Below are 13,795 nucleotides of genomic sequence, written 5' to 3'. Positions count from 1 at the left end.
TTTCCCCTTCATCCTAGCTTTTATGAATCAATTAGACAATTGACAATTACGGCTTGATTGTAAGTAAAACAACAGATACGTAAAAAGTGTAAATGAACGTTATCTCACGAATGATTGCTACGAAATGGATTAAGGATGATTAGTTGTTTCGCTAGTATCTCAGGACTATGCGGCATGTTGTGCTCTAGCCACATTGAAATGGTACCTAATAGTGCAGAGGAAGCATACCATTTTGCAATATCTGTTGGAGTTTGAACGGTGTAAAAAGTCTCTGTTTTAGTTGGTTCTAAAATGAGTGAATGAAGCAAGTCGTTCAGCTTTTTTGTAAACCCAGGAAGTCGTTTGTCTACGAGAAGCATATAATAGATGTTTTGATTGATCGCAATATATTGTAATAGTCGTGTGAGTGATTCCGTCGCTTGTTGATTTTGTGTGGCGTCCGTTTTTTCTATTATTAAAGCAGAACGAATATCCGTAAGCTGATCTGAAATGTAATGATCGGCGAGGTCATAAATATCGTGATAGTGGGCATAAAACGTTACGCGATTAATCTCTGCACGGTTTGCTAACGTATTTACGGATATTTTTTCAAGTGGAGTTTCGTAAAGAAGTTGTGTAAAGGCTGATTTAATCGCCCGGCGAGTTCGCATAACCCGTAAATCGGGGTATGATTGGCTCATAACGTGTGCACCTCCATCCTAAACCCAGTATACCTGAATAGATGAGAGAAAACACGAAGCTACGCTGCTCATTTTCTGGAAAACAACGCCATAAACGTGAACAGTGTGATTATAATAAGGCTTGATAACGTTGTTAACAACTGTGTAACGGACCAATTCACAACATTGGTTTCTGTTAAAATGAGAGCGACGGTGATATAGACGAGAGTGAGGACGATTGACCAAAAGCTTGCTTGACCACGAATGGCTTTTAAGTCTGCCTTTCCGTTTGTTGATTGCGAGACAAGATAGGCGAGGCAAAGAAGCATCCATCCCATAGCCAGAGGAGTCAGGCTGTAGCTACTAAAACCACCTTCTGTAGAAAGTTGAAGTACAATTAAAAAAAGACCTACTAAAGTAAAAAGGGCACCAGCTAGAATATAGGCGGTTTGTAATGTTCGGCGATTTTCCATATAGAGCTCTCCTTCTTTCAATCTATTTCCAGTATAAAGGGGAATTTGTTTCACTGTAAATGATCAAACGTCAAAAGGATTAGGCAAAAAAAGAAGCACACCAATAGGATTTCACTCCTAATGATCTGCTTTATAATAGAGGGGTAAGTAGAAAAAGCTTAGCGGATTGGTTCCCAGACGTCAGCACGACCTGGTGTTTCACCACGCGTCCACCATTTTGCACGGTACACTTGGCCGTTGTGTGTGACATGATCGCCACCAACATACGTTGCGGTTGAATTCCAAGCAGGATGAGCAGGTGGTTCTGGGTTGCCTGGGTCAGGATTCGTTGGAGGAGTAGGGTTACTTCCACCGCTGAACTGAGCATCAATAACTTGATAGAACGCGTTTGCTGTATCTGCAACATCCCATACGCCTAAAATAACATGATACCCAGAACGTTGAGGCACAGTTAATTCATGACTTACTTTTTGACCTGGGCGTGCGCCACCGTCAAATTTTTCATAGAATGGGACAAGCTCAAGTTGATTTCTTGTAAGTGGTTGATTGGGATTCCAGTTAGGTTTTGTAATGTAGTAATGCCATTTTGCAGTGGAATGCATCGCTGTAAGGTGCCATGTGAAGGTTTGTCGACCGCTGTTCATGTTTACTTTTGTCCATCGGTTTGATGTTTGTGCATCTAGCTGTGGGAAAACACCGCCTGCTGAAGCAATTTGGCCATCTGGAATACTCGTTCCAGGAAATCCTTTTGGCGCTTCGAGGCTCTGCGGTTCATAAACGACACCACCACAATCTGTGTTTACTCGTTCTGAACAAAGTAAGGCTCTAGACTTAGGAGATTCAATGTAGCCGTGTGCACTTGCCGATTCTGCATTGGCAAAAACGAATAGTACAGAAGCAAGAACAGTGAAACCAATTGACTGAAGAAACGTGTGACTTTTCCTTTTAGCAATCAAACGAACTCCTCCTTTTTGTTCGCAAGTAGAGCTTGCGTACCTACATTGTAACGGGGACTGTAGAAAAAGAAATTGGGAAAAAGAAGGTTGGTTTTTAAGAAATTTCGCATGTTTAGACGCAGGTAGGTGCATAATTGATCATTAAAGTGAATGGTTGGGAAGGAGGGGAGTAGAGTAAGACACGAACAATGGATTGAAAAATCTGAATATTTATCAAGAAATGGGATTGAAGGTTAGTGATACGTGAAGAGGTTAAGTCGTTTCTTATAACGATAAACGTTCGGAATTAGCGGATATACTGTGATTTTCTCGAAATGATTCTCTTGTATAGAATAGGTTGGGAAAGTCGTTATAAAAATATGTGGTTTTTGCTGAAATTCGTACTTAATTTATTTTTTCATTGGAAAAATTAATCAAGGTATGGATTTAATGACCGATATTTATAAAATCACAAAAAAAGTAAAGCGTTTACATTAGATGTTAGAAAGACTTCCCGATTTATTTATCATGTTTCCCAATATGATTATTTCGTTTTAAACGGTATTTCGACATGAGCTCGATCTGATTCGACAAAATCACTTTTAAATAGAAGGTGTAATGGAAAAGTGATTTAGTGAACTAAAGTGAAGAAGCGCTGTATGTTTATCTAATCGCTAAAATTATCCCAATACGATATTGAAACAGCTTATGCTATGATAAATCTAACGAAAAACTAATGCGAGATGTTTTTCGAATGAACGGATCATTTGTCATCCCCCCTTATTGAAATGCTCTGGACATACCAGAGTATTTTTTATGTGCCATCCCCTCTTTTGAAACAGAATACCAATCCAATCATTAAAACAAACATTTGTTTGATAATTTATAAGGTAACTCTTCCTTTCTTCGTTTTTCTGTAGGACTATCAATGGAGTTTTCTCCCGATTTTTACATAGTGAACGACGAAATTTTAGAACTTTTTTACCTTATTACAAGATTTACAAAAATATTAGTGATTTCGACAAAATTAGCTCTCTTTATTTGCTACGCTAGAATTGTCTTTTAGAGACATGCATAACGAAGAGAATGGTTGAGGAGGATTCATAAGGGATGGAGAAATGGAAAAAATGGGTAGGTGCGAGTCTTGTTGCACTTGCGCTGCCGATTGGTTTTAGTGGGGAAGCACATGCGCAAGAGAAGACGTTAAATATCTTTCATACAAATGATATCCATGCATCTTTTGAAGAGTACGGGAAAGTATCGGCTTACGTGAAACAACAGCGTGAAGCCCTTGACCATGTGTTGTTTCTTGACGCAGGCGATTTTGCAAGTGGAAACCCTGTCGTTGATTTAAACTTTGGGAAACCAATGATTGATGTGTTTAATCTTGCTGGGTTAGATGGTTTTGTTATCGGGAATCATGAATTTGATTACGGGCAAACGCATTTACAAGAGAACATCGAGGATTCTTCTTTTCCATGGCTTGGTGCCAATATGGACAGTGGGGATACAGGTGTAGACAACCCTGATCCATATGTCATCATTGATGTTGATGGGGTTGATGTTGGAATCCTTGGAATTACACAAGCTCCACCAGCTACAGCGCCAGCGAATGTGGTTGGGATGACATTTGATCAAGATTACGCAGCGACAGCGTTGGCTTATCAGGATGAGCTAGAAGAGCAGGCGGATGTCATTGTTGCGTTAACCCATATCGGTCACGACCAGGACAGACGATTAGCAGAAGCAGTTGATTACTTTGATGTCATCATTGGGGGGCATTCACATACGACATTAAGCCAGCCTGCTGTTGTTAACGGTACACCTATCGTACAAACAGGTGCAAACTTAGCAAATTTAGGTGAGCTTACGCTTGTATATGATGAAGAAACGGATGAAGTCAATCGTGTAACAGGCGGATTAACTGCGGTTTCTTCTCTTACTGATGTTGATGAAGACGTACAAGCGGTTATCGACGGATATGTAGAAGAAATGGAAGAAGTGTTAGGAAAAGTGGTCGGCTACAGCGATACAGGTTTAACCCGGGATGGTCGTTATAACGGTGATGCGCCACTGGGAAACTTTTGGACAGATGCAATGCGTGACTTTGCTGAGGCTGATGTTGCGTTAACGAATAATGGTGGCTTGCGCGATAGCATTTCTCCTGGCGATATTACCTTGAATGATATTTATACAGTTGAGCCATTTGCAAATGAAATTATGGTCATTGAGATGACAGGTTCAGCGATTGAAGAAGTAATCGAATTTTCTTATTAAAGAGGCGACCGAAATCAAATTGACTTGCAAACATCAGGCTTACATTATGAAATTACAACTGGCACAACTGGAAATTATTTAGGTGTCGATCTGACAATCGATGGTGAACCTGTGCAAGAAGAGGAGACGTATGCAGTTGCTGTTGCCGATTATATCGGGACAGGTGGTTCAGGCTACCAGTTTGAAGGGGAAGTCATCCATGAAACGGTTGGATTAATGACGACAGCAATGGAACAGTACGCTTTACAGTTAACAGACGCAGGAGAGCCGATCAATTATTATCAAGAGGGACGAATTTCAGTTAAAGTCGATCCAAGTGGGCCAAACCCAGGAGAGATTGTTGGATCAACAGAAACGGGTTTATATTCTGCAAATAAAAAGAAGCAAGATGTAGGTTTAGGTAATTTATATACTGATGCCATTAGAGCAAAAACAGACAGCGAGATTGCGTTATTAAATGGGTCATCGGTAACGGGAGAAATTCCTCCAGGTACCATTACGGATCGCCAAATTGAAGCGCTTGATTCGTTTGGGAATGCAATTGTCGTTGCGGAAACAACAGGGGCGCGTTTAAAAGAAGTAATTGAAGAGCAATCACGTTATCATAATGGTGTTGACTTACAAGCTTCAGGCTTAACGTATACACTTGTACCAAATGGGAATGGGTATGACTTAGCAAATGTTGAAGTTCAAGGTGAACCTATTGACGATAACGCAGTTTATACAGTTGCTTACAATGACTACATGCACGGAAATAGCTTTTATCAATTAGGTGACGCTCTTGAAGATCAGATTGGGCCAGTATGGCAAGCAGTTGTAGACTATGTTGCCGAGCAAACACAGCCGATTAATTACGAAGAGGGTACACGTATTAAAATTGAAGGACAAGAAGAGCCAGGTGATCCGAGCGGCACAAGGTCCGTTGCAGAAGCGATCGCAAACAATAACGGTGTGTACCCGGTTCAAGGGTATATTGTTGGTTCCATTGTGAATCAGCAACCAGTGATTGGCGAAGGAACACATGCACCTTCAAACCTCTTATTAGCGGATTCACCAGATGAAACGGATCGAAACAAGATGTTGCCCGTTCAGCTTGTTAACGGAACAGCAGTTCGAAATGGCTTAAATTTAGTTCAAAATCCAGATAATTTAGGACAACCTGTAAGGATTACTGGGTCGTTAGAAGCCTATTTCTCTACGCCTGGGATGCGGGCGCCAAGTGATTACCAGTGGGTAGACAGTGGTGAACCGGAAGAACCTGAAGTACCAGCTTGCTCATTTGATGAATGGAAAGCCGATCAAGTATACACAGCAGGAGATCAAGTCGCGTATAACGGGGATTTCTATGAAGCGAAGTGGTGGACACAAGGAGAACATCCAAGTAAGTCTGGGCAGTGGGATGTATGGAAGAAAGTCGCTGATTGTTATGAAATCCCAGAAGGTCCACAAGAGTGGAACAGCGAACAAATTTACGTGGCTGGAGATCAAGTAACGGTAGAAGGAAAATTATATGAAGCGAAATGGTGGACGCAAGGCGAAGATCCACGAAACTCTGGTCAATGGGACGTTTGGAAGAAGATTGAAGAATAAACAACAGCAGGGAGATGTGGGAGACCGCATCTCTTTTTTATTTTTTGAAAATGAAATATAAGGATTGAAAAGGAGAAAACCGTGGAATACCAATAGAAAACATGTTTTAAAGGAGGCGCCTTTATGCCGAAAAAAGAAATTGAAGAAAAAATAATTGAAGAGTTAAAGAAAGTAGATACTGTATCAAGCGTAAAGTTTGAGAAAAGCTTAGATGGCTTTAACGGTTACCCCGCTCATTCCATCGGCACGGTTATGTTGGAATTAAAGCAAAAAGGTGTCATTGAAAAAGTAGGAACACTAGGCATTCAAGATGATGAAATTAAGTTAAACGAACAATACAAGTAAGTGTCGACTGCAGTTGGGCATCATGTCCAACTGCAGTTTTTTTGTTCCATGACAGAGGTTCTGGATAAGTAACCGTTCTTTGCCACACAATAACGAAAAAAGGAGCGGTTATGTCTAAACAGAAGCGTCTAAAAACAAAAGGAGCGTTAGCTTGGTGGCAACTCTCTTTACTTGGTATTGGCTGTACCATTGGCACAGGTTACTTTCTAGGGGCGAGCATTGGGATTTCACTTGCAGGGCCAGCGGTTGTTTTATCGTTTTTAATTGCTGCACTTGGTACCTATCTTGTGTTTATTGCCCTTGCACAAATGACAGCGAACGATCCGCAAGAGGGATCGTTTAGTGTATATGCAGAGAAGGCGTTTGGAGCAAAACTAGGATTTGCTTCTGGTTGGAATTACTGGATGTCGAATATCTTAATAATTGGAAGCCAACTTACAGCTCTATCCATCCTATCTCAATTTTGGTTTGAAACAACACCTCTTTGGGTGTTTGCGGCGATCTACTCATGCTTAGCTATTTTTGTTGTTATTCTTGGCACAAAAGGCTTTGACAGAGTGGAGAACATTCTCTCCGTTATTAAAATTGCTGCGATCTTAATGTTCATTGTGCTTGGGATATTGGCGGTATTCCACGTAATTGACCATACAGGGCAAGAGCCTGCTCTTCCTAGCAGTCTAAGTGAATTTTTCCCACGGGGTATTACTGGATTTTGGGGGTCGCTTATCTACGCCTTTTATGCCTTCGGTGGCATCGAAGTAATTGGCTTAATGGCCATGCAGTTAAAGAAAAAAGAAGAAGCACCTAAAGCTGGGAAAGTCCTGTTAATCGGTGTCACTATTTTTTATACACTTTCGTTAGGCTTTGCAGTTAGTCTAGTTCCATTTACTGCGTTTAACGATTCTGAAAGTCCTTTCGTGACAGCCATGTCTGCATACGGGCTCTCCTTTTTTCCACATGTCTTTAATGGTGCCATCATTGTTGCTGGCTTTTCTGCTATGACCGCTTCTCTTTTCGGTGTGACTACGCTATTGGCTCAGCTTGCAAAACGAAAACACGCTCCAGCTTTCTTTCAAAAGAAACTATCGTTCCATGACTTACCCTTGGCCTCTTTACTACTTGCGGTATGTGGCTTAATTCTCGCTGTTGTCGCAGCTCTCGTTTTACCTGGACGATTGTTTGAATACATTACAACTGCAGCTGGGATTTTAATCTTAGTGAACTGGATGGTCATTTTGCTATCTAATTGGCGACTTATACAAACGTCGGTATGGAGGAAAGTTGGACATGTTATCGGAATAACGCTCATGGTAGCGGCAATCTCGGGCATTGCACTAGAAGATACAGGACGACCAGGTCTTTATGTCAGCATGATTTTTCTCGGATTGATTACATTTATGGCACTTATTTTTAAGAAGAAGCATGTTAAACCAAAAATATGGAACGGCTATCCGCGAAAATAAACGCTTTTGAGTTTATCGATATTTAAATTAAAAAATGTTTTACAATACCCCCGTTGGGTATATAAAGGAGTGAGGAGGGGTTAATATGAACCATGATACACATAGCAATCATACGCACGATCATCACAATGATACCCATCATGATCATCATGGTCATGGCGGGCATGAAGGAATGATCGCAGATTTTAAGAAACGATTTTTTGTAACGGTTATCCTTGCGATTCCTATTATTATTTTGTCAGACATGATTCAAATGTTTTTTAATTATACGGTGGCTTTTCCTGGAGCGACAGCAATTGAAGTCATTCTTGCAACAATTGTGTTCTTCTACGGTGGGTGGCCATTTATTACAGGGATGGTCTCTGAATTAAAACAAAGATCTCCAGGAATGATGACGCTAATTGGATTCGCTATTAGTGTTGCGTATTTGTATAGTATGGCAACGGTGTTTTGGGTCAATGAAATGGACTTTTTCTGGGAATTGGCCACTTTAATTGCGATTATGTTGCTTGGGCACTGGATTGAAATGAAATCGGTAATGAAAGCTTCAGACTCACTTGAATCTCTTGTTGATCTAATGCCGCAAGAAGCGAATCTTGTAACATCTGAAGGCAATGTGCAAACCATTTCAGTAAAGGAAGTAGAAGTAGGAAATCACCTTCTTATTAAACCAGGAGAAAAAATACCCCTAGATGGCATTGTAGAGAAAGGGTCATCTTCTGTTAATGAATCTATGCTTACAGGTGAATCGGTACCAGTCGAGAAGAATAGTGGAGATGAAGTAATCGGTGGCGCCATCAACTCATCTGGATCATTAACGATTCGAGTAAATAAATTAAGTGAAGATGGCTATCTTTCACAAGTAGTCGAACTTGTGAAAGAAGCACAACAAAGTAAGTCGAAAACGCAAATGCTCTCAGATCGTGCTGCGAAACTTCTCTTTTACGTAGCCATTGTGGCAGGATTGCTAACGTTTATTATTTGGATGGCTTTAGGCTATTCAATTGGAACGGCTATGACAAGAATGGTCACGGTACTCGTTATTTCTTGTCCACATGCATTAGGATTAGCGATTCCTTTGGTTGTGGCGCGATCAACTGCTCTATCTGCGCAAAAGGGGCTTTTTATAAAAGATCGGCTTGCTTTTGAGGAAGCGCGGAATTTGGATACCATTGTCTTTGATAAAACAGGGACTTTAACAGAAGGAACATTTGGGGTAACAGACGTCATTTCTTATTCTGATCTATCGGAAAAACAAATTATCGAACGTGTTGCATCGCTCGAGACGGAGTCAGAGCATCCGATTGCAGCTGGAATCGTGGATCATGCAAAAAATCAAGGTTATGCAATAAATTCTGTTGATGAATTCGATTCAATTACTGGCTCAGGGATTAAAGGAACAATCGATGGAGAAACGTATTATGTTGTTAGTCCTGGTTATGTGAAAAGAGAGTCGATTCAATTTGATGAAACCGAAATTGAATCACTAACGACATTAGGGAAAACAGTTATTCTATTAGTGAAAGACAAACATGTTATTGGTGCGATTGCATTAGCGGACCAAGTAAAAGATACGGCGAAAGATGCGGTCACTCGTTTAAAAGATTTAGGTATTAGTCCACAAATGCTAACAGGAGACAATCGACGAGTAGCAGAAACGGTGAGCAAACAAATTGGAATCGACCATGTGATTGCTGAAGTGCTTCCTCATCAAAAGTCAGAGCAGATTAAACGTTTGCAGCAAGAAGGGAAGAAGGTGGGGATGACAGGTGATGGGGTGAACGATGCTCCAGCTCTTGCCAATGCGGATCTTGGCGTTGCGGTTGGCGCAGGAACGGACGTAGCAATGGATACAGCAGATGTTGTTCTCGTAAATAGTCATCCAAGTGATGTTGTTTCAATCATTGATTTATCTCGAATTACGTATCGAAAAATGATTCAAAACCTTTGGTGGGCAGCAGGATATAATATTGCTGCTATTCCGCTAGCAGCAGGTGTTCTGGCGCCATGGGGGATTATTCTTGATCCAGCTGTTGGCGCAATCTTAATGTCTTTAAGCACCATTATTGTGGCCATCAACGCGCAGTCCTTGAAAATGAAATCGTAACGGAAGAAGGCTTTTAACATTTATGCTAGAAGTCTTTTTTATACGGATGTGGGGGGATTCAGATGAAAAATAAGGTCGTAGAAGTAGCAATCACAACGATCAAATTTGATGAGAGTCATTTTTTACGCGAACGATCCGATGAGCCTGAAAAGCTGATTCAAGCAATCGCGGTATTACATGCGCATAAACCTGATGACCAAGAAGCGGTGTATCGCATTCAATCCATGCTTGGCTACTTCTATAGGGTATTAGGCGATCTGGAAAATGCACTTATCTGTTATCATACCTGTTATTCAATCGTATTAAAACAAAAAAAGAATCACGCAATCATGGCCACTCTTATTCGCATAGGAGAAACATTAAAATATGCGGAACGACATGATCAGGCTTTACGAATGTTCGAACAAGCAAAAGACTATGCCATTAAACATCAGACCCAACAATACGATGATTTCATTTTGCAACATAAGGGAAAATGCTTATGGGAAATGAATCAATTAAAAGAAGCGAAGGCATGTTTTGAAGAAGCTTACCAGTTACGGTTAGTAAAAAAAGACAAAGCGCTAATTTCGTCAACAAAACAAGCACTTACGCTCGTAAATATAGATTATTGCTGATCATACCAGGCCAAGGCACGTTGTTCTAATGCTGAAACATAAGGTTTTTTTATCTGATGCTTTAAACGTTAAGATAAATGGGTGCTGACGCTTAGCAGAACGCAGTCTACGGTGGCTCAACCGATGCTCCATGCTAGACTTCCGGCAATTTTTCAACGAGCATTTGACTAAACAATGACTCACAGACTACTCGTTTCAAAAAAATAATAGTCAATCGTACAAAAAGTTTGATTTTCAGCGTATGCGGATCTCTTTTTAGATTTAGTGAATAAAGTATTAAATAACATGAAGAAAGGAGAAAGTTATGAATATTATCCAAGACTTTATTCCTGCATCTAATGGGAATCGACCTGGTTACAAGTTAAACCCAACGTATATTACGATTCATGAAACGGCCAACACAAGTGCTGGCGCTGACGCAGAGATGCATGCTCGGTATGTAAAAAATCCTAGTACGGCGGCAAGTTGGCATTTTACCGTAGACGATGGGCAAACGATTTATCAACACTTACCTTTAAATGAAAATGGGTGGCATGCAGGTGATGGCGGTAGCGGTACAGGCAACCGTCAATCGATCGGTATTGAAATTTGTGTAAACCGTGATGGAGATTTTCAGCAAGCCATGCGTAATGCCGCACAATTAACTCGACAATTAATGGATCAATTTACGATTGCAATCGATCGTGTCGTTCCACACCAACGTTGGAGTGGCAAACGTTGTCCAGCGAATATCATTAACGCCGGGGGGATCGAAGCATTTCACGCGTTGATTCCAAATGCAACAGACATTCCAATTGATGAGGAAGAGAATACACCTGCACCGGCGCCACCTACTACAGCTCCTACACCGCCATCAGGTGGAGGGAATCAAACAACTGGAAGCATCGTGACCTATTTAAATAGCATCGGTGTAGATTCAAGCTTTGAGAATCGAACTAGATTAGCTGTACAAAATGGTATTCGTAATTATACAGGGACAGCTGCTCAAAATACGAGGTTACTTGAGATCCTTCGAAGTGGACAAGAGTCTAATGACAATGTCTCGCCTACGCCAACACCAGCTCCACCTTCAAGTGGGGGTAATCAAACAACAGGAAGCATTGTGACGTATTTAAATAGTATTGGAGAAGATTCAAGTTTTCAAAACCGAGCTCGTTTAGCTGTGCAGTATGGCGTCACGAATTACCGTGGCACAGCCGAACAAAACACGCAATTGCTATCACTATTACGAGATCGTGATCAATCATCAAATCGACCACCTGCAGGCGGTGGAAATCAGACAACAGGAAGTATTGTCACGTATTTAAATAGTATTGGTGTTGACTCTAGTTATGACAACCGCGCACGCTTAGCGAGAGAAAATGGCATTCGTAACTACACAGGAACGGCTGCGCAGAATACACAATTACTGCAACTACTCAGAAGTGGTGGCCCGACAAAACCAAGCACGAGACCACGACCACGCCAAGGTGAAGGGATTGTGGATTATTTAAACCGAATTGGTGTGAATTCTTCTTATTCAAATCGTTCCCGCTTAGCAGCGCAATATGGCATTCGTAATTACACAGGAACGGCAGCGCAGAATTCGGAATTGTTAAATCGGGTTTCAAGGTAATTGATGCTGAGGCTTAAGAAGTCATTTGACTTTACTTAAGCCTTTTTTGTCGTAAAGATTCATTGTTTTTAACGATAATATGCGAGCAATGTTATAATTAGGAAATTAGTTGTTCATATCATGTAGAAAGGTTGTGCACAGTGGAGAGGGAGTTATCGTCTGATTGTAGTCGATGCTTAGGTTTATGTTGTGTAGCACTGCCTTACGGCAAATCGTTCCGAAAGATAAACCAAGCGGTGTTCCTTGTGAAAATTTATCAATAAACAATGACTGTCAAATTCATGATCGGCTAAGAGGTTGTGGTTTCAAAGGTTGCGTGACGTATGAATGTTTTGGCGCAGGACAATATGTTTCGCAAGTCATTTACAGTGGTGAAAGCTGGCGTGAAAATAAGGATTTAGCTGTTGATATGTTTATAGTTTTTCCAATTGTTCAGCAAATACATGAAATGCTTTTTTATTTATCCCAAGCATTGGAAGTGGCAGAGGACAAGCATAAACATTCACTCTCATTCTTACAGGATGAGTTGCTTGAACAGACAAGTAGCCGGTCATCCATACGTAATTTTAATGTGTCACATTACCGTGGTCGTGTGGGAGCTTCTCTTGAAGAAGTAAGTCGTACTTATCGAAAAGCATACTCACAAAAAAAGTTAAAATCGAATTATATTGGCATGCGTATAAGTGGCTCTTTAGCGGGACAGTCGCTCCGTGGGAAGTTACTCATTGGTGCGAACGGAAATCATGCAAACTTTCACCGAGTGGATTTCCTAGGCGCAGATATGCGAGATACACAATTAAAAAGAGCGAATCTATCAGATGCACTTTTTTTAACACAATCGCAATTAAATGCTGCAATATGATAAAGAAACGATTGTGCCAAGTTACTTGGTAAGACCGACTCATTGGGTAGAGTAAAGCGTGTAGGAGGAATTCAAATGGAGAGACAAGAGACGGCTGTTAAAAAAATTACTGAAAGTCTTAAAGCGGATATGCGAGTAATGGCGGTCTTTCTTAAAGGTTCAATGGGAAGAAATGAGCACGATGTACATTCCGATGTTGATTTATATGTTCTGATTCGAGAAGAAGATCAAACGGCATTTATGAAAGATCGGTTAAACCATTTATCGGCATATAGAGAGCTACTGTTTCATGAGGATCTCTTTATTATAGCGCCACAGATCATAGCGGTTTATGATGATCTCTTGCACGTGGATTTTTACACTGTAACAGAACAATCATTTGTGGCGAAAGACTTTTTTACGGTAGTCTATGATCCTAATGATCTTATGGAAACGTTTAAGGATCGCCAAACATTAGTCTTAACGGAACAAGAATTCTATGATGAAGCGTATGATGTTGCTTGGTTCTTGTTTCAATATTATAAAGCGATTCAAAGAGGGAGTCATGCTTGGGCTGCCCATTTGCTCAGCTATGTGCATGCGCGATTAGCAAAAGTGTTGCTTCATCATTATGCGCCAGAACGAGGTCAGCTTGGTATAAAAGCTTTAGAAGGGGATGTACCAGTCACGGTCGTAAAACCTTTTATTGAAGCGATGGACTGTTCTACACCAGAAGACCATCAAAAAGCGGTGGTTGTGATTTTGTCGATTATGGAGCAAGAATTATCTTGGCTACGTAAAGAAATGGGAGCGTCCAGTCAAGTCACCCGGTTTTGGGAGCGGATGATTCAGGAATTAGCATGAAAAAAACAG

10 protein-coding genes and 2 pseudogenes are annotated in these 13,795 nt (G+C 40.8%); 9 read left to right on the top strand and 3 right to left on the bottom strand.

Annotation, left to right across the window (positions count from 1 at the left end; genetic code table 11):
* Nucleotides 1–104: 104 nt before the first annotated feature.
* From ABC361_RS17050 to ABC361_RS17040, 3 genes are all read right to left on the bottom strand, one after another.
* Nucleotides 105–680, bottom strand: coding sequence for a TetR/AcrR family transcriptional regulator (locus ABC361_RS17050; protein ID WP_413075048.1), 576 nt, complete (start codon nucleotides 678–680; stop codon nucleotides 105–107).
* 68 nt (nucleotides 681–748) lie between these two features.
* A complete protein-coding gene (locus ABC361_RS17045; RefSeq protein WP_413075047.1) occupies nucleotides 749–1,132 on the bottom strand; it encodes a hypothetical protein in 384 nt (127 codons plus the stop codon).
* Nucleotides 1,133–1,290: 158 nt separating this feature from the next.
* Nucleotides 1,291–2,088, bottom strand: coding sequence for a lytic polysaccharide monooxygenase (locus ABC361_RS17040; RefSeq protein WP_413075046.1), 798 nt, complete (start codon nucleotides 2,086–2,088; stop codon nucleotides 1,291–1,293).
* 1,089 nt (nucleotides 2,089–3,177) lie between these two features.
* Between ABC361_RS17040 and ABC361_RS17035 the strand changes: the two are divergent.
* The 9 genes and pseudogenes from ABC361_RS17035 to ABC361_RS16995 form a co-directional block, all read left to right on the top strand.
* A pseudogene (locus ABC361_RS17035) lies at nucleotides 3,178–4,512 on the top strand (bifunctional metallophosphatase/5'-nucleotidase); the annotation flags it as partial.
* A 48-nt stretch (nucleotides 4,513–4,560) separates the two neighbouring features.
* A complete protein-coding gene (locus tag ABC361_RS17030) occupies nucleotides 4,561–5,934 on the top strand; it encodes a 5'-nucleotidase C-terminal domain-containing protein (protein ID WP_413075795.1) in 1,374 nt (457 codons plus the stop codon).
* Between the two features lie 123 nt (nucleotides 5,935–6,057).
* Nucleotides 6,058–6,279 carry a hypothetical protein gene (locus ABC361_RS17025; protein WP_413075045.1) on the top strand — a complete coding sequence of 74 codons (222 nt, stop codon included), beginning with the start codon at nucleotides 6,058–6,060 and terminating at the stop codon, nucleotides 6,277–6,279.
* Between the two features lie 110 nt (nucleotides 6,280–6,389).
* Nucleotides 6,390–7,742, top strand: coding sequence for an amino acid permease (locus ABC361_RS17020; protein ID WP_413075044.1), 1,353 nt, complete (start codon nucleotides 6,390–6,392; stop codon nucleotides 7,740–7,742).
* An 85-nt stretch (nucleotides 7,743–7,827) separates the two neighbouring features.
* A complete protein-coding gene (locus ABC361_RS17015; RefSeq protein WP_413075043.1) occupies nucleotides 7,828–9,849 on the top strand; it encodes a copper-translocating P-type ATPase in 2,022 nt (673 codons plus the stop codon).
* A 62-nt stretch (nucleotides 9,850–9,911) separates the two neighbouring features.
* Nucleotides 9,912–10,466, top strand: coding sequence for a tetratricopeptide repeat protein (locus tag ABC361_RS17010; protein WP_413075042.1), 555 nt, complete (start codon nucleotides 9,912–9,914; stop codon nucleotides 10,464–10,466).
* A 304-nt stretch (nucleotides 10,467–10,770) separates the two neighbouring features.
* Nucleotides 10,771–11,191: pseudogene (locus ABC361_RS17005) on the top strand (peptidoglycan recognition protein family protein); the annotation flags it as partial.
* Between the two features lie 1,206 nt (nucleotides 11,192–12,397).
* Complete coding sequence (locus ABC361_RS17000) at nucleotides 12,398–12,943, top strand: pentapeptide repeat-containing protein (protein WP_413075041.1); 546 nt, start codon at nucleotides 12,398–12,400, stop codon at nucleotides 12,941–12,943.
* A gap of 75 nt (nucleotides 12,944–13,018) precedes the next feature.
* Nucleotides 13,019–13,786 (top strand): nucleotidyltransferase domain-containing protein, encoded by a 768-nt coding sequence (locus ABC361_RS16995; protein WP_413075040.1) that lies wholly within the window; start codon nucleotides 13,019–13,021, stop codon nucleotides 13,784–13,786.
* Nucleotides 13,787–13,795 lie beyond the last annotated feature (9 nt).

The organism is Shouchella phoenicis (genome assembly GCF_047238345.1).
GTDB lineage: Bacteria > Bacillota > Bacilli > Bacillales > Bacillaceae_D > Shouchella.
Note: the sequence above shows the minus strand (reverse complement) of the source record. Positions and strands in the feature narration are given on the sequence as shown.